The following is a 16,544-nucleotide window of genomic DNA, read 5'->3' as shown; positions in this document are numbered from 1 at the left end:
TTGAGTACGCTTTCGCGAAAGCAAAAAAAGAACACGCACCACTATGAAAATATTAGTCACCGGCGGATTAGGGTTTATAGGTTCTCATACCGTTGTAGAGCTACAAGCTAAAGGCTACGATGTTATTATTATAGACGACTGTTCTAATGCTTCTCAAGAGGTGCTTGCGGGTATAACTGCTATAACTGGTATAGAGCCAGCTTTAGAAATTTTTGACCTACGTGAGAAAAAGCTTGTTGAAGATTTTTTCAATAAACACACAGATATAGGTGGAGTAATTCATTTTGCCGCTTCAAAGGCGGTGGGTGAGAGTGTAAAAAACCCGCTTCTGTATTATGAAAATAATATAGGGACACTTACATACATACTACAACAACTTAAAAAACTTGAGCTTCCTACATTCATTTTCAGCTCTTCGTGTACCGTTTATGGGCAGGCAGACGAGTTACCTATAACCGAAAGCGCACCCGTTAAACCAGCAGCCTCTCCATATGGAAATACAAAGCAGATAGGTGAAGAGATTATAAGAGATACCTGCTCAATAATGCCAGAACTAAAGGCGATAGCATTAAGATACTTTAATCCCATAGGAGCGCATCCTTCTGCACATATAGGTGAATTACCGCTGGGCGTACCAGCAAATCTTGTTCCCTATATCACTCAGACGGCTATAGGACTTAGAGAAGAGCTATCTGTTTATGGCAACGACTACCCTACTCCAGACGGCACAGCCATACGCGATTATATACACGTAGTAGATCTAGCAAAAGCGCACGTCGTAGCTCTGGAGCGCTTACTCAATAACAAGAATAAATCTAACTACGAGGTCTTTAATATAGGTACTGGTACCGGTAGCTCTGTGATGGATGTTATCACTTCTTTTGAAAACGTTTCTGGTAAAAAATTAAATTACAAAATTGTAGCTAGAAGACCTGGTGACGTAGTTGCCGCATATGCAGATACCACACTAGCAAATCAAGAGCTAGGCTGGACTGCAAAAAGTAGTCTAGATGATATGCTAGCAAGCGCTTGGAAATGGGAGCAAAAAGTGCGAAGTATTGAGTAACTTTATTCTCTCAATAAAAATCACTTTACTCAAAAACTAGCTTATCAATAAGACCTCAAATCTCGTAAGGTATTACCTCTATCTCTGGGCGTTATACATCGTATTTTTCATTGCATTTGGCATTGTAAAAACTCAGTTTCCAGACCTATTTGAAGAGCAATATGAGCAAAGTTTCTTAAAGGAACTCTTGCAAGACAACCCGCTTAAGTTATTTGTACTCGCGGTAATATTTGCTCCCATTATCGAGGAGATGATGTTCCGCACGCTTATAAAACCTTCTCACGCAGATGTGATATTGCTTTTATGCTCCTGGCCACTTTTTTACTCAAATAAATTTATACCTACAGATGTGCATTGGGCTGTAAAACTTGGGTTTATAGCCGTATTCTTATTTACCGTGTTTACGATTCTTAAACAGCTTATATCCGAGCAAAGCACCCTCAAAATACGCAACTTCTTATCAGGACATTCTACGGTTGTTCTTGTTGTGAGTTCGCTACTTTTTGGTATGGTACATATTAATAATTATGTAGACACCTTTGTCCTTAATGCAGCGCTTATTGCGCTTATTATACCTAGAATAATTTCAGGATTTATGATGGGATTACTTAAAATCAAAAATGAAAACATCGTTTGGCCTATGGGACTTCACGCGATGAATAACGGTTTTGTAATCATTATTTTAATTATTTCTCGCACCACAACAAGCTAGATCAGTATGCGTCTCACTCCTATCACATTAAACGATCTTGCTACCCTACGTGATCTTGCTATACGCACATACTCGGCAGCTTTTGCTTCAAAAAATGCACCTGGTGTGATTGAGAGGTATTATGAAGACGCTTTCGCGAAAGCGAACCTCAACAAACAACTATCTAACCCAGATTCATACTGGTATTTTTACAAAGACCAAGAGGAAATTCTAGGCTATTTAAAACTCAATACAGGTAACGTCCAAACAGAATTTCAAGAAGAAAATGGATTAGAAGTAGAACGTATCTACATAGATATCCCCTACTTAGGAAAAGGCTACGGAAGCGAGCTTATAGAATTTTCGATTTCTAAAGCAAAGGAGTTAGAAAAAAACTACATTTGGCTGGGCGTTTGGGAAGAAAATCCAGAGGCCATAAAATTTTATAAAAGACACGGTTTTAAGATAGTAGGCACTCACGATTATGATATGATTGCAGAGATTCAAACCGATTATATAATGCGACTTGATCTATGAACAAGCAAATAGAGGCTATTTCTGTTTTTGATATGCTTAAAATAGGTGTGGGACCTTCTAGTTCTCATACGCTAGGACCGTGGAGAGCGGCCATTAGATTTATTGAAAAACTTAAGACCAAAGGTAACTTTGAGCTTATGGAGAGTTTAAAAGTAGACCTCTACGGCTCATTATCTCTCACCGGTAAGGGGCACGCCACAGATGTTGCCGTTATTATGGGACTTACGGGTGCAGACCCTACGACCTGCAGTATAGAAGACATCCCGACTACGGTAGAACACATAAAACTCTTTAGAAGGTTAGAGCTAGATGGGTCACTCACCTTTAGTTTTGACCCAGAAGAGGATATTATTTTTAATAGAAAATTTCTCCCTTTTCACCCTAACGGAATACGCTTTACAGCAACACTTACAAACGGCAAAAAAGTAAGAGAGGTGTACTACTCCATAGGCGGTGGTTTTGTAATTCAAAAAGAAAGAAAGAGAGCACAGCGCAAGAAGATAGCCTTTGAATGTTTCCCTAGGCCTATAGAAAAAGCAACCGAATTACTTAAATTCTGTAAGCAAGAAGGCAAGTCCATTTCTGAAATTATTTTAGAAAATGAATTGTACCTCAATACTCAAGAGGAGATTGATGAGCGTTTTAGACAGATTTGGGATGTAATGCTTGACTCTATGTACACAGGCTGTCACACTGAGGGAACGCTCCCGGGTGGTCTCAATGTGAGAAGACGCGCTTTTGACACGCACTTACGCTTACAAAAAAACACAACATACACAGATAAGTACGAGTGGATAGAAGCTATACGTGGGCAAGAAGTACGCTTTCGCGAAATATTAAAATGGGTATCCTGCTTTGCTCTGGCAGTAAATGAGGTAAATGCATCTCTAGGACGTGTCGTGACCGCTCCTACTAACGGGAGTGCAGGCGTAATCCCATCTGTGCTTATGTACTACATCGTTATAGAAAATCACGATGCAAATTTTGAAGATATTAAAAGGTTCTTACTTGTAGCTGGAGAGGTAGGCAGCCTCTTTAAAAAAGGAGCAACCATCTCTGCCGCAATGGGTGGATGTCAAGCAGAAATAGGAGTCTCTAGTGCTATGGCAGCAGCGGGTCTTACAGAGCTTATGGGCGGTACTCCAGAGCAAGTTCTTATGGCTGCAGAGATTGCAATGGAACATCACTTAGGTCTTACCTGTGACCCTATAGGCGGTCTTGTACAGATACCTTGTATAGAGCGTAATGCAATGGGAGCTATAAAAGCAATTAATGCCTGTGAGATGGCACTAGATGCAGATGCTGCAAATGCCAAAGTCCCACTAGATAAAGTCATAGAGACGATGTGGCAAACAGCACAAGATATGAATACAAAATACAAAGAAACCTCAGAAGGTGGCCTTGCGATAAATGTTGCAATGTCAGATTGTTAAAAATATAAAGCCACTTATCACGCAACCTTCTGATAGAGAATGTATCTTGATATAGAATCCTCACTAAATCCTACCTTAAATGAGAATTACTACAACTGCCCTCGTTATCATTTTATGTTGTTTTCAAAACCTACAGGCACAGACCACCCGTGAAGAAAAGAAAGCAATACGCGTAGAAAAACGAATAAAAAAAATTGAGCGCAGGGATAGTATCTCAAGAGTACCTGTAAAATCATATGTGAGTCTTAGTTTAGTAAGTCCTATCACACCTTTTCCTAGAATAAATGTAGGGTACACGAGATCTCTTAACAGTCACTGGTCTGTGGGAGGTAGCCTGGGAGTAGGTTTTCAAGGCTTACCTTACACAAATGAAGACTCAAACAATTATAGCCTTTATGAAATACGTCCAGAAGTACTTTACTTTATAGGCAAAGGAGAAAAATACACAAATTATATAGGGCTAGAGTTGTTTTACATAAACAGTAAAGAAACACTCCTTTTTGACACGTTTAATCCTGTAAATGATGCAAACGGCACCGTAGAGCTCATAGCTTTTGACCGTGCAGACTATCAACGTGTAAAAAATGGGGTTTTAGTAAACTTTGGAGAGTACACTAGATTATCAAATAAACTTATGCTCCGTGTAAACTTTGGGCTAGGTGTTCGTTTTAAGGATAACAGATATAGTAATATCGAAAATCCAAGCTTTAGAGGATTTGATTTTGAAGACAACTTTTTATTTAATGATACAAATCCGCGACGTGATGAGGGATTCTCTACCGGTGTTGAGTTTAATATGGATTTTAGATTAATTTACAAGCTAGACTAGAGAGCTCCTATCGCTACCCTCGCTTCTCACCACAGCCCTCACGATCACGAGTGTCTACTATATAAAATATCTTCCAGACACCGTTGCGCTTAAAAAGCTGGAAGCTATTAGTCCCGCAATGACTTAGACTGCCATTTATGTAAAATGAATATGGCGTCCAGACATTTGCCATCTTGCCATCCATTTTTATCTCATAGCTATCTATACGCTCTTCAAAAGTTGTACTCGCAGGTATACTACAAATAGACTTTAAAAATCCGCTAAAATCTTGCTTGCTCAGTTGTACCTCACCTAGCTCTCCCTTTCCTATAGATTGCATCATTACATCTGGATGCACTACTTTTTTTATTAAAATTGAGTCTTGCGTATGAAAGCCTTCAAAAAAAGTTTGCACCACCTCCTTTACAACTTTCTCACTATAAACATCTTGATTTGCAGTCCTGTAGTAATCTTTATCTGCCTTTACAAAGGCAAATAATAAGAACACCGCAATCATAGGAATAAAAAGATATTTGAGTCGCATCTATAATGTTTAACACATAGGTATCTAATTTACTACTTTTGTAACAGAAAAAATAAACAAATGTCTACAGCCAAAAAAGAATACAAAAGAGTAACCGTAAAGTCTCTTACTGAGATGAAATCTCGAGGAGAGAAAATATCAATGCTCACAGCCTATGATTATACAATGGCTCAAATTGTAGATGGTGCAGGTATAGATGTGATTCTTGTAGGTGATAGTGCATCAAATGTGATGGCTGGTCACGAGACTACATTACCTATCACTCTAGACCAGATGATTTACCACGCCTCTTCTGTTGTAAGAGCGGCAAACCGCGCGCTAGTAGTTGTAGATCTACCTTTTGGTAGTTATCAAAGTGACCCTAAAGAAGCACTAAGATCTGCCATACGTATTATGAAAGAATCTGGAGGTCACTCTATAAAACTTGAAGGTGGTAAAGAAGTAAAAGAAAGTATAAAGCGTATCCTTAACGCAGGTATCCCGGTAATGGGTCACCTAGGACTTACGCCACAAAGTATCTATAAATTTGGTACATATACAGTACGAGCTAAGGAAGAAGAAGAAGCTCAAAAACTTAAAGAAGATGCCCTTATGCTTCAAAAAGCAGGTTGTTTTGCCCTTGTGCTTGAAAAAGTGCCCGCACAACTTGCAAAGGAGGTTGCAGACAGTTTAACAATCCCTGTTATAGGTATAGGCGCTGGTGGTGGCGTAGATGGTCAGGTACTAGTAACACACGATATGCTGGGTATGACTCACGAGTTCAACCCACGATTTTTACGTCGTTATCTAGATATGCATACTGAGATGACCTCTGCTTTTGAGAAGTACAGCGCAGACGTAAAATCACAGGACTTTCCTAATGAAGATGAGCAGTATTAATAGTACGCTTTCGCGAAAGCGGTAACCACCCACAATGCACTCTACGCCAGAAAACCTCAACGTTATATATGAAGACAACCACATTATTGTGGTTAACAAACGTAGTGGTGATATTGTTCAGGGAGATAAAACGGGAGACTTGCCACTGAGCGAAGTTGTAAAAAAATACATTGCCGTAAAATATAATAAGCCAGGAGCGGTTTATCTAGGTGTGGTACACAGACTAGACAGACCTACTTCTGGCATTGTTATTTTTGCCCGTACCAGCAAGGCGTTACCACGTCTTAACAAGATGTTTTCTGAGCGACAGACTAAAAAAACATACTGGGCACTTGTAAAAAACCCGCCTCCGGCAGAGAGTGGCACGCTTACACACTTTTTAAAACGCAACCCAAAACAAAACAAAAGCTACGCTCACAAACACGAGGTACCAGACAGTAAAAAGGCTATTCTAGATTACAGAGTGATTAAAAAGCTTAAAACATTTTATCTTCTTGAGATAGACCTACACACTGGGAGACATCACCAGATACGCGCCCAGCTTACCGCCATAGGTTGCCCTATAAAGGGAGATCTTAAATATGGTTTTGACCGCAGTAATGCTGATGGTAGTATAAGTTTGCTTTCGCGAAAGCTTACCCTCCCCCACCCGGTAAAAAAGGAAGAAATGACCTTTGTAGCTCAAGTGCCCGAAGGAGATGCTGTGTGGAAGGCCTGTAATTAGGGATTTCCTACTTATTTCGAGACGCTCTTAAACTCTCTACCACTACACTAAATAAAATAAGAGAACCTCCCAAAACGGTACGCCACCCAGGTATTTCGTTAAGAAAAATAATACCAAGGATGATTCCGTAAATAGGTTGTACGCTTCCCATTAAACTAGCAGCCGTCACAGAAAATCTTTTAATACTAAAGAGAAACATCGTGTGTCCCAAAGCAGTAGTTATAAGGGCAAGCATCCCTATATAAGGAAGCTCTTTTACAAATCCTTCGGCATCAAAAATGAAATATGCAGGTATAAGCATTATTGCTATCACCAGCGTTTGATACCACATCACTACAGACCCGTTGTAGGAGCCTATTTTTGTTTTTACCAAGAGGTTACGTATTGCAAAACATAATGCCGACAGTAAACCTATTAATATCGCAAGGAAGTAGTCGTTTTCTGTATCAAAAGAAGGCGCAAGAAAGTAAATACCTATCAAGACAAGTACCCCTAGTAGCAAGTGCATTTTTGAAAACTGTGTTTTTAAAAACACAGGCTCGAGTAAGCTTGTCATTACTGGATATGTAAATAATGATAACATCCCTATCGCCACGTTAGACAATTGTAATGAGTAGAAATAGGTAATCCAGTGCAACCCCATAAAAACTCCAGATAGCGCAATTGCGAGTATATCTTTTCGCGCAAGCGTAAAAGAAAAACCTTTCCACTTTACAAATAATCCCAGTAGTAACATTGCAAGAAATGAGCGTATACCGATGGTTACGGCTGGAGGCAAATCGATGTATCTACCCAGTACTCCCGAGGTGCTTACAAAAAGCATAGCTAGGTTAATTTCTAATATATGGCGGGTGGTGTTATTTGACATTAAATAGTGTTAGGGTATGTATGTTGTAAAAAGATAAAGTAGAAGATTACCTTATTAATTTTTGCGCTTTTTCTTTAATCACATCTGCAACGGGTCTGTTTTCTATCTTACTCTCTAGCCAAGACAACACATCTAGATATAAGAAGGCTCTGCGCTCATACGGATCGTCTTCGTATTGCTTGAGCGTACTGTGAAGTTTTTTAAACTCGGCTTTAAGTTCGTGAGGGTAGATATCTCCCAGGTTGCGCACAAATTTAATCATCTCCTTTTGCACCTCGTGCATATCATCCATCTTAATAAGAAACTTATAGGTGCTTCTTAACAATGACTCAAGATGGTAATCTTTGCCAGCCTCATAATGAGCGATGAGATTAAGAATACGTGAGAAGCACATTAAATCTTCACGGCTCTTAAGGCTGTGGTTATTTATGATTTTCTGGCAGTACTCGATACATTTTATGTTATCACCCGCCCCAAAATATAGACTCGCCATCTTGTAATAAAAGATCATCACGTGATGCTCATCTATACGGTATTTAGGTGATTTTAATCCAGTGAGCACCTCCTTAACGAGATCTTCACCATCTTTAAACTCGCCTATCATAAAGCGATGATTAAAGCGGTTACTACTCGTATATAAAAACAGGAGTGTATCCAGATTATCACCTTTAGGGAAATTAGGATTTTCCTTTACCGTGGTGAGCTTCTCTAGCGCTTCTCTAAATTTTGACTCGTGTTTGAGGTAAAATAATGACTCTAGCAAATAATGTATGCCTTTGAGATAAAAAACAGGATTCTGTTTTATCATTAAAGGGTTCTCATCAAATAAGCGTACATAGCGATCTGCATACTTATAACAAGAAAGAAAATCTTGAATAAGAAAACTGTACCAAAGATGCGCTTTATACAACCACATCTTCTCTCTAAAATTGAGCAAGTCGTAATCATAATTAGGCAAGTGCCCATCAAAGTAATCTGTGAGCTCTTGCTTTTCCTTATCACTTTTTACATAGCCAGTCTTGAGCATAATGCTATAAAGTTGCAGCGACAAGTTAGATAACTTACTCGCCATCACGTTTTGCTCACTCAGGCTTTTGGCCTGCACAGCAAGCTCATCTGCGCGCGTAGCTATACTTCTAGTGATATACTGGGTTTCTATGATTTTTTCTAGCTCTACAATCTCGTATGCAACATTTTTCTCCTCATTCTCTAGTGCCATACTTTTAGCTTTATCTAGAATTTTAAGGCTTTGCTTATACAACCCTTTTTGATATAGTATGGTTGCAAAGTCTAGCTGCTCTCGTATTTGCACACGTATATTTTGATGTGCAGGCGTAAGCCGCAGGCTTATTAAAAGTTGTCTATAAAGATGCGCTTTGAGGTTAGATAGTTGTGTTTTGGTAACAATTCCAGACTTTAAAATAGCAGCCTCATTGTATGTTTTCTCTTTGTCTAAAAATTCAAAAAGTTGTAAAAATTTTGCCTCGCTATTTCCCACTAGTCGGCCTACGTACAGCTTGAACTGTCGCTTTTCACTCTTAGATAATGACTTTATTAAAATAAATAAAGAGTCATTATGATCATTAAGCGTTGTAATGATTTTTCTCATAACTAATTGAAATACAGTTATTTGATTAGACTAAAATTAACCTTGATATCGTAAGACCTCTCATTTGAAAGATTCACAAAGAATAAGCAAGGTATAAATTCGTGTAGAAATGAAAGCTATGCAAAACGACAAAGTTCAGATTTTTGACACGACTCTTCGTGATGGAGAGCAGGTACCTGGTTGTAAACTAGACAAAAAAGAAAAACTCTCTATAGCAGAGCGTCTAGATGTTTTAGGCGTAGATGTTATAGAAGCCGGTTTTCCTATTTCCTCTCCTGGAGATTTTAGCTCTGTAGAGGAGATTTCAAAACTTGTAAAAAACGCAACCGTATGTGGTCTCACTCGCGCAGTAGAGAAAGATATTAAGGTTGCCGCACAAGCTTTAAAATATGCCGTTAGACCTAGAATACATACTGGTATAGGTACCAGCGAGTCGCATATGAAGTATAAATTTAACGCCACTCCGGAGCAGATTATAGAGCGCGCTGTAAAAGCAACCGCTTACGCGAAAAATTTTGTTGATGATGTAGAGTTCTATGCAGAAGATGCGGGTCGTACAGATAATGCATTTCTTGCAAAGGTGCTTGAGCAAGTAATCGCAGCTGGGGCAACCGTTCTTAATATTCCAGACACTACAGGATATTGTTTACCTGAAGAGTATGGAGCAAAAATTAAATACTTACGTGAAAATGTGAAGGGTATAGAAAATGTAACCCTCTCTTGCCACTGTCACAATGACCTTGGTCTAGCCACTGCAAACAGTATTGCAGGTGTGATAAACGGAGCAAGACAGATAGAATGTACCATAAACGGTATAGGAGAGCGTGCTGGTAACACCTCGCTAGAGGAAGTAGTAATGATTCTTAAACAACACCCCACACTTAATCTTCATACAGATATAAATACCCAACTCCTTTTTGACACGAGCCGTATGGTGAGCGATAAGATGGGAATGGTTGTACAACCTAACAAAGCGATTGTAGGTGCAAATGCCTTTGCGCACAGTTCAGGAATCCATCAGGATGGTATGATTAAAAATAGAGAGACCTACGAGATTATGAATCCTAAAGATGTGGGAGTAAACGAGACATCTATCGTGCTTACAGCAAGAAGCGGTAGAGCAGCACTCGCCTACAGATCAAAAAAAGTAGGATACGAACTAACAAAACTTCAACTAGATGCTGCTTATGAGCAGTTTCTTAATGTGGCAGATAGACAAAAGGAAGTAAAAGACAACGACATACATATGATTATGCAACACATACAATGCAAAGCTGGAGCCGTAGCATAACTTATAAAAAATCATAATTACACACGTAATTTACGAGAGCATACATAACAATGGGAAAAACACTATTTGATAAAGTCTGGGATGCACACGTGGTAGACACGGTAGATAACGGACCCCAAATCTTATATATTGATAAGCACTTGATACACGAAGTGACCAGTCCGCAGGCATTTAATGAGCTTGAGGAACGTGGCATTGCTGTAGCGCGTCCAGATCAAATAGTTGCCACGGCAGATCATAATACCCCAACTCAAGATCAGCATTTACCTATTAGAGATGAGATGTCTCGCAAGCAATTACAACAACTCACAGAAAACTGTGAGAAACACAACATCACCCTTTATGGTTTAGGTCACAAGTACAATGGTATTGTACACGTGATGGCACCAGAACTGGGCATTACACAACCAGGTATGACTATGGTTTGTGGCGATAGTCACACCTCGACGCACGGAGCTTTTGGCACTATTGCCTTTGGTATCGGGACGAGCCAGGTGGGACAAGTATTTGCGAGTCAGAGCTTGTTACTTAACAAGCCTAAAAGCTTACGCGTTTCTGTAAATGGAACACTTGCACCACACGTTTCTCCTAAGGATGTGATTTTGTACATCATTTCAAAAATTGGCACTAATGCCGGTACAGGTTACTTCTGTGAGTATGCGGGTAATGTTTTTGAGGAGATGAGTATGGAAGGCCGTATGACGGTTTGTAATATGAGTATCGAGATGGGTGCTCGTGGCGGAATGATTGCCCCAGATCAAACCACTTTTGATTATGTAGAAGGACGCAAATTTGCTCCGCAGGGTGACGCTTTCGCGAAAGCGGTATCCTATTGGAAAACACTTCCTACAGATCAAGATGCCACTTTTGACAAAGAATATCACTTTGATGCCGAAGATATAGCGCCTATGCTCACCTACGGCACAAACCCAGGAATGGGAATAAAAATAAACGGCGCCATACCCGAGAAAGGCGATATGACCTTTGAGAAAGCGCTGGAGTATATGAATTTTAAGGGTGGAGCACAATTACTAGACACGCCGATTAATTATGTGTTTTTAGGAAGTTGTACAAACTCAAGAATAGAAGATTTTAGAATAGCCGCATCATACGTGCGCGGAAAACATAAAGCTGCAAATGTGAACGCCTGGCTCGTACCTGGCTCACAACAAGTAGCAAAGCAACTCGAAGAAGAGGGGCTTAAAGAGGTGTTTGAAGAGGCTGGGTTTGCCTTACGGCAGCCTGGCTGTTCAGCCTGTCTAGCGATGAATGATGATAAAATTCCCGCTGGAGAGTACTGTGTTTCTACCTCAAATAGAAATTTTGAAGGTCGCCAGGGACAAGGCGCAAGGACGATTCTTGCATCCCCCCTAGTCGCTGCTGCAACCGCAATTGCTGGTAAAATAGTAGACGTCACAAAAGAAGCTGTAGCCTAATGGAAAAATTTACAAAACTCATAAGCACAGCGGTACCGCTACCTATAGAAAATATAGATACAGACCAGATTATCCCTGCGCGCTTCCTGAAGGCGACAGATAAAAAAGGATTTGGTGATAACGTTTTTAGAGACTGGCGCTTTAAAAAAGATGGAACGCTGGATGCAGATTTCCCTATTAATAAACCACAATATGCTGGAGCAAAAATTCTGGTAGCTGGAGATAACTTTGGTTGTGGGTCTAGCCGTGAGCACGCTGCTTGGGCAATTGTAGGATATGGGTTTAAGGTCGTGATCTCAAGTTTTTTTGCAGATATTTTTAAAGGTAATGCACTTAACAACGGCTTACTTCCCATTCAGGTGACGCCGGAGTATCTTAAGGAATTACTAGCAGGTATAGAAGCAAACCCTGAGTTACCTATTACAATAGATCTAGAAAATCAGGTAGTTGAGACCGCTTTCGCGAAAGCGGAATTTGAAATAGATCCTTACAAGAAGGTTTGTATGATTAATGGATATGATGATATCGACTTTCTACTAAGTAAAAAGGCCGAAATAGAGGCCTTTGAAAAAGAACGAATGGTGTTTTAATAGAACACAATATATAAATGGTTACCAGATCCTCGCCTACTAAGGCGGGGATTTAGTACATAATTCAAACACACACTATGGATTTTAATATTGCAATCATACCTGGAGACGGGATAGGACCAGAAGTTACTGCTCAAGCAAAAAAAGCCCTAGAGGCAGTAGCAGACGAATACGGACATCACTTTACATATACAGAAGCAATGATGGGTGCTTGCGCCATAGACGCGACAGGCAATCCGCTTCCTGAGGAAACACTAGATATTTGCGAGGCATCTGACGCTATACTGTTTGGGGCCATTGGTGATCCCAAATATGATAACGACCCTACAGCAAAAGTTCGCCCAGAACAAGGCCTTTTGAGACTTCGTAAGTCACTAGGACTATTTTGTAACGTACGCCCAGTAAAAGCTTACGAGCAACTTATAGATAATTCACCTCTTAAAAGAGAGATCATTTCTGGCGCAGATATGTCTATCTATCGCGAACTCACAGGTGGTATCTATTTTGGTGAGAAACACCTTAGTGATGATGGTCAAGTAGCCTCAGACGGTTGCTCATATTCTGTAAAAGAAATTACAAGAATGGCACATCTAGCCTTTAAAGAGGCTCAAAACAGACGAAAAAAATTGACGCTCGTAGATAAAGCAAACGTGCTAGAAACGTCAAGGCTGTGGAGAAAAACAGTAACTGAGATAGCAAAAGGATATCCAGATGTAGCGGTAGATTTTCTCTTTGTAGACAATGCAGCGATGCAAATGATTTTAAACCCAAAGCAGTTTGACGTGATTTTGACAGAAAACTTGTTTGGTGATATTATTTCTGATGAGGCAAGTGTGATAGGTGGTTCTATAGGACTTCTAGCTTCTGCCTCTGTAGGTACAGAAAATGCACTTTTTGAGCCTATACACGGCTCTTACCCGCAAGCTACTGGCAAGGGAATTGCAAATCCGCTGGCTTCTATCTTATCTGCTGCGATGTTATTGAGACATCTAGGGCTTCAAGATGAGGCTGCTAGTATAGAAACCGCAGTAGAAAAATCTTTAGAACTAGGTTTTACAACAGAAGATCTCAAACCAGAAAACCCGTTAAGCACTTCAAAAGTGGGTGATTTTATTGCAGACTATATCTTAAACCCAGAGGACACAAACCGTAATTTTAAAAACATTCACGCAGGACAGAGCACGATTATTTAATAAGACTTTAGTTGTAAGAGTTACGCTTTCGCGAAAGCGTAATTCCACTCTTATTTCATCTCTATGATGTTTTAGCATTTATTTAATACACTGCTATGTAAGTTAGAAGAATAGAAATAGACCAAACTTGCTTTACTAACCAACATATTTCGAAGATGAAGAAAATGATTCTCGCATTAGGTATTGCAATACTTGCCTGTGTGTCTTGCCAAGAAACAAAAACTAAAACCACGACAACATCTAACGAGGTAGCTATAAATCCAGAACTTGCTGTAAAGCCAGACTCGTGGATTGAGAAACGTGTAGGTGAAGCACAAGCTAGACTTAATAAAACAGATGCCGGAAAAATAGTATGGCAAGCGATGGAAGCACACGGCGGACTGGATACTTATTTTAAAAATGGACCGCTTTCTTTTCATTTTGACTATAAACCTGAAGATGGGAGCACACGTCGTAACACTTATCAAACCATTGATACTTGGAGTAATAAGGCTCGTCATCAACACGTAGAGGATCGCTCTCAAGAGTTTGGGTGGACGGGTGAGAAAGCTTGGAAAAAAGTTAAGGACTCTACCGCTTTTCCTTTTGATATGCGCTTCTGGGCGCTTACCCCTTACTACTTTCTAGCACAACCGTTTATACTAGATGGTGAAGGTGTTAATCTTGAAAAACTTGCAGATAAGACTCATAACAACACCACTTATGACGCTATTAAAGTAACTTTTGCAGCAGGAACGGGAGATGCTCCAGATGATTACTATGTGCTTTATTTTGGGAAAGATAATCACAAACTAGCGGTAATACGCTACATTGTCTCTTACCCTAAATACTTTGCAGATGGTGGTCACCTACCAGAAAAGTTAATGACTGTAGAGGGAACAACTACGGTAGACGGTATAGAGTTTGCCACAGGATACAAAACCCACTGGCTTACCGAAGATGAAAAAGCTGGCGAGCATATCACAACTATTGATGTATCTGATATTACATTTAAAAAAGATATAGAAAACAGCTATTTTGATATTCCTGAAAATGTAGCTTTGATAGAATAGAGATGTAGTTCTACTCATTAAAAACTTTAAATCCCATCAATAGATTGATGGGATTTTTTTATTCTCTTATCATTTGCTTTACCTACCGCGAGTTTTGCATCGCTTCATTACAAAATGCAAGCATAGATGTTTCTAAGGTTGATTTGTATAAAAAATAGCTATTCTAGTCGTAGCTTATACGCTCGCGTATTCCACCGCCGGCACGGTGTATAATCACATCTGCCTTTCGTTTACGTGCAATACTCTTCGCTTTGCGTATGGCAGTACTCTGCTTTTGATGCTTAGAAGTGATACGCTTGTTACCCTCGCGCCTTACAGCCCAGTCCCCTTCATAGGGGACTACGTGCTGATGCCAAGTGCGTTTTCTACTTGCCTTGCGAGAGTTTTCATATACGTTTTCTACTATTTCTAGTAATGAACGCAAAAAGGTTTTAATGCTACTCATAGTGCGAAGATACTATTTTACACAAGCTCATTTTGTGTCTTAAGTCTTCCATACTCATTAAGATACCGCCTTGTCAAATTTGGCTTGTATCTTATCTAGACCTAGGTTATGTATACTTCCTAAGTGTGAGTGCTCTTTTGTGTTTCCTGCTTTAAAAGAACCATTTTCTACCTGCTCACCTATTTGCTTATATGCTTCTCTAAAAGGTACTCCAGAAGTTACAAGGTCATTAATAGCATCTACTGTAAAAAGGTGTTGATACTTCTCATCACCTAGATTAACATCCTGCACTTGCACCTGCGCAATAGAGAACTCAAAAATATCTAGCACTACTTTGAGATCCTCAACAGACTTGATAGCATTTTCTTTGAGTAACTGGTAATCTCTATGGTAACCACTTGGTAAATTATTTGTAATCATAATCATTTCTTGAGGGATCGCTTGCAACTGATTGCACTTACCACGAAGCAATTCAAAAACATCTGGATTCTTTTTGTGCGGCATTATACTACTCCCCGTAGTAAGTGCATCTGGAAATTTAATGAACCCAAAATTTTGAGAACAGTACAAACATACATCCATTGCAAAACGACTCAAAGTATTTGCAATATTTGCTACAGCTTGTGTTACCGTACGCTCAGATTTCCCTCTTGAGAGTTGAGCTGCAATTACGTTATATTTCAAATCGGCAAATTGAAGTTGCGCGGTAGTCATCTCTCTATCGATAGGAAAACTAGATCCATATCCAGCTGCACTCCCCAGCGGATTTTGATCTACGACCTTCTGCGCTGCTTTGAGTAAGTAAAGATCATCTATAAGTAACTCCGCATAGGCAGAAAACCAAAGCCCAAATGATGATGGCATTGCCACTTGAAGGTGTGTATATCCAGGTAGTAAGGTGTTCTTATGCGCCTCTGCAAGTTTTAGAAGTGTCGTAAACAACTTCTCTACGCCTTCAGTTATTTGAGATAACTCTGCTTTAAAATAAAGGTTTAACGCCACAAGAACTTGGTCATTACGAGATCTCGCTGTGTGTATTTTTTTACCCGTATCTCCCAGTGCTTTTACAAGGTCACTTTCTATCTTAGAATGTACATCTTCAAAATCTGCTTCTATAACAAATGTCCCCTCCTGCTCTTGCTTGAGCATAAGGTCTAATTGCTTATTTAACTGCTCGCTCTCCTCTTGTGTAAGCAAGCCTACAGATGCGAGCATCGTTGCGTGTGCCTTGCTGGCTAGCAAATCATACTTAGCAATATGGATATCAATCTCACGATCATTACCCACCGTAAATGCTTCTATTTTTTGATCTGTTGGTATTCCTTTTTCCCAAAGTTTCATAGGTATCTTATTAGTAGGTTATGCTATTCAGACTATT

General features: G+C 39.7%; 17 protein-coding genes. 12 read left to right on the top strand and 5 right to left on the bottom strand.

Annotation, left to right across the window (positions count from 1 at the left end):
* The first annotated feature begins 43 nt into the window (after positions 1-43).
* From galE to Q0948_RS09485, 5 genes are all read left to right on the top strand, one after another.
* Entirely contained in the window at positions 44-1,066 is a 1,023-nt protein-coding gene (gene galE / locus Q0948_RS09505) for a UDP-glucose 4-epimerase GalE (protein ID WP_298351511.1), read from the top strand.
* A 187-nt stretch (positions 1,067-1,253) separates the two neighbouring features.
* Entirely contained in the window at positions 1,254-1,778 is a 525-nt protein-coding gene (locus Q0948_RS09500; RefSeq protein ID WP_298351508.1) for a CPBP family intramembrane glutamic endopeptidase, read from the top strand.
* Between the two features lie 6 nt (positions 1,779-1,784).
* Positions 1,785-2,294, top strand: a complete 510-nt coding sequence (locus Q0948_RS09495; protein WP_298351505.1) for an N-acetyltransferase — start codon at positions 1,785-1,787, stop codon at positions 2,292-2,294.
* Positions 2,291-3,727, top strand: a complete 1,437-nt coding sequence (locus tag Q0948_RS09490) for an L-serine ammonia-lyase (protein ID WP_298351502.1) — start codon at positions 2,291-2,293, stop codon at positions 3,725-3,727. Before Q0948_RS09495 ends, Q0948_RS09490 begins: the two co-directional genes overlap by 4 nt.
* A 79-nt stretch (positions 3,728-3,806) precedes the next feature.
* Positions 3,807-4,556 (top strand): hypothetical protein, encoded by a 750-nt coding sequence (locus tag Q0948_RS09485; RefSeq protein ID WP_035336360.1) that lies wholly within the window; start codon positions 3,807-3,809, stop codon positions 4,554-4,556.
* A 13-nt stretch (positions 4,557-4,569) separates the two neighbouring features.
* Here the strand turns inward: Q0948_RS09485 and Q0948_RS09480 are convergent, their stop codons facing one another.
* Positions 4,570-5,079: a nuclear transport factor 2 family protein gene (locus tag Q0948_RS09480; RefSeq protein ID WP_035336359.1), complete on the bottom strand. Its 510-nt coding sequence runs from the start codon at positions 5,077-5,079 to the stop codon at positions 4,570-4,572.
* 60 nt (positions 5,080-5,139) lie between these two features.
* On the opposite strand from Q0948_RS09480, the gene panB reads away from it, so the two are divergent.
* Both panB and Q0948_RS09470 read left to right on the top strand, forming a co-directional pair.
* Positions 5,140-5,958, top strand: a complete 819-nt coding sequence (gene panB / locus Q0948_RS09475) for a 3-methyl-2-oxobutanoate hydroxymethyltransferase (protein WP_035336358.1) — start codon at positions 5,140-5,142, stop codon at positions 5,956-5,958.
* Between the two features lie 34 nt (positions 5,959-5,992).
* Positions 5,993-6,682 carry an RluA family pseudouridine synthase gene (locus Q0948_RS09470; protein ID WP_298351492.1) on the top strand — a complete coding sequence of 230 codons (690 nt, stop codon included), beginning with the start codon at positions 5,993-5,995 and terminating at the stop codon, positions 6,680-6,682.
* A gap of 7 nt (positions 6,683-6,689) precedes the next feature.
* Here Q0948_RS09470 and Q0948_RS09465 read toward each other — a convergent pair whose 3' ends face one another.
* Complete coding sequence (locus tag Q0948_RS09465; protein WP_038599407.1) at positions 6,690-7,550, bottom strand: DMT family transporter; 861 nt, start codon at positions 7,548-7,550, stop codon at positions 6,690-6,692.
* Positions 7,551-7,596: 46 nt separating this feature from the next.
* Positions 7,597-9,159, bottom strand: a complete 1,563-nt coding sequence (locus Q0948_RS09460; protein ID WP_298351476.1) for a hypothetical protein — start codon at positions 9,157-9,159, stop codon at positions 7,597-7,599.
* 118 nt (positions 9,160-9,277) lie between these two features.
* Between Q0948_RS09460 and Q0948_RS09455 the strand changes: the two genes are divergently transcribed.
* From Q0948_RS09455 to Q0948_RS09435, 5 genes are all read left to right on the top strand, one after another.
* Positions 9,278-10,450, top strand: coding sequence for a 2-isopropylmalate synthase (locus Q0948_RS09455; RefSeq protein WP_298351473.1), 1,173 nt, complete (start codon positions 9,278-9,280; stop codon positions 10,448-10,450).
* A gap of 50 nt (positions 10,451-10,500) precedes the next feature.
* On the top strand, positions 10,501-11,886 hold the full coding sequence (gene leuC / locus Q0948_RS09450) for a 3-isopropylmalate dehydratase large subunit (protein WP_298351470.1): 1,386 nt from the start codon (positions 10,501-10,503) through the stop codon (positions 11,884-11,886).
* Positions 11,886-12,476, top strand: a complete 591-nt coding sequence (leuD, locus tag Q0948_RS09445) for a 3-isopropylmalate dehydratase small subunit (RefSeq protein ID WP_298351467.1) — start codon at positions 11,886-11,888, stop codon at positions 12,474-12,476. The genes leuC and leuD overlap by 1 nt, the downstream gene beginning before the upstream one ends.
* A gap of 77 nt (positions 12,477-12,553) precedes the next feature.
* Positions 12,554-13,669, top strand: a complete 1,116-nt coding sequence (leuB, locus tag Q0948_RS09440; protein WP_035327391.1) for a 3-isopropylmalate dehydrogenase — start codon at positions 12,554-12,556, stop codon at positions 13,667-13,669.
* Positions 13,670-13,824: 155 nt separating this feature from the next.
* Positions 13,825-14,721: a hypothetical protein gene (locus Q0948_RS09435; protein WP_298351463.1), complete on the top strand. Its 897-nt coding sequence runs from the start codon at positions 13,825-13,827 to the stop codon at positions 14,719-14,721.
* Positions 14,722-14,884: 163 nt separating this feature from the next.
* On the opposite strand, the gene Q0948_RS09430 is transcribed toward Q0948_RS09435, so the two are convergent.
* Both Q0948_RS09430 and argH read right to left on the bottom strand, forming a co-directional pair.
* On the bottom strand, positions 14,885-15,166 hold the full coding sequence (locus tag Q0948_RS09430; RefSeq protein WP_035327387.1) for a DUF2188 domain-containing protein: 282 nt from the start codon (positions 15,164-15,166) through the stop codon (positions 14,885-14,887).
* A gap of 57 nt (positions 15,167-15,223) precedes the next feature.
* Positions 15,224-16,507, bottom strand: a complete 1,284-nt coding sequence (gene argH / locus Q0948_RS09425; protein ID WP_298351458.1) for an argininosuccinate lyase — start codon at positions 16,505-16,507, stop codon at positions 15,224-15,226.
* Positions 16,508-16,544: the final 37 nt, after the last annotated feature.

The organism is uncultured Dokdonia sp., assembly GCF_947496725.1.
Lineage (GTDB): Bacteria > Bacteroidota > Bacteroidia > Flavobacteriales > Flavobacteriaceae > Dokdonia.
Note: the sequence above shows the minus strand (reverse complement) of the source record. Positions and strands in the feature narration are given on the sequence as shown.

Excerpts from the sequence above, each read along its gene's own strand:
- leuB (WP_035327391.1), top strand. The coding sequence starts at position 12,554 with ATGGATTTTAATATTGCAATCATACCTGGAGACGGGATAGGACCAGAA.
- argH (WP_298351458.1), bottom strand. The coding sequence starts at position 16,507 with ATGAAACTTTGGGAAAAAGGAATACCAACAGATCAAAAAATAGAAGCA.
- Q0948_RS09465 (WP_038599407.1), bottom strand. The coding sequence starts at position 7,550 with ATGTCAAATAACACCACCCGCCATATATTAGAAATTAACCTAGCTATG.
- Q0948_RS09435 (WP_298351463.1), top strand. The coding sequence starts at position 13,825 with ATGAAGAAAATGATTCTCGCATTAGGTATTGCAATACTTGCCTGTGTG.
- leuD (WP_298351467.1), top strand. The coding sequence starts at position 11,886 with ATGGAAAAATTTACAAAACTCATAAGCACAGCGGTACCGCTACCTATA.
- Q0948_RS09495 (WP_298351505.1), top strand. The coding sequence starts at position 1,785 with ATGCGTCTCACTCCTATCACATTAAACGATCTTGCTACCCTACGTGAT.
- Q0948_RS09480 (WP_035336359.1), bottom strand. The coding sequence starts at position 5,079 with ATGCGACTCAAATATCTTTTTATTCCTATGATTGCGGTGTTCTTATTA.
- panB (WP_035336358.1), top strand. The coding sequence starts at position 5,140 with ATGTCTACAGCCAAAAAAGAATACAAAAGAGTAACCGTAAAGTCTCTT.
- leuC (WP_298351470.1), top strand. The coding sequence starts at position 10,501 with ATGGGAAAAACACTATTTGATAAAGTCTGGGATGCACACGTGGTAGAC.
- Q0948_RS09490 (WP_298351502.1), top strand. The coding sequence starts at position 2,291 with ATGAACAAGCAAATAGAGGCTATTTCTGTTTTTGATATGCTTAAAATA.
- galE (WP_298351511.1), top strand. The coding sequence starts at position 44 with ATGAAAATATTAGTCACCGGCGGATTAGGGTTTATAGGTTCTCATACC.
- Q0948_RS09485 (WP_035336360.1), top strand. The coding sequence starts at position 3,807 with ATGAGAATTACTACAACTGCCCTCGTTATCATTTTATGTTGTTTTCAA.
- Q0948_RS09430 (WP_035327387.1), bottom strand. The coding sequence starts at position 15,166 with ATGAGTAGCATTAAAACCTTTTTGCGTTCATTACTAGAAATAGTAGAA.
- Q0948_RS09470 (WP_298351492.1), top strand. The coding sequence starts at position 5,993 with ATGCACTCTACGCCAGAAAACCTCAACGTTATATATGAAGACAACCAC.
- Q0948_RS09455 (WP_298351473.1), top strand. The coding sequence starts at position 9,278 with ATGCAAAACGACAAAGTTCAGATTTTTGACACGACTCTTCGTGATGGA.
- Q0948_RS09460 (WP_298351476.1), bottom strand. The coding sequence starts at position 9,159 with ATGAGAAAAATCATTACAACGCTTAATGATCATAATGACTCTTTATTT.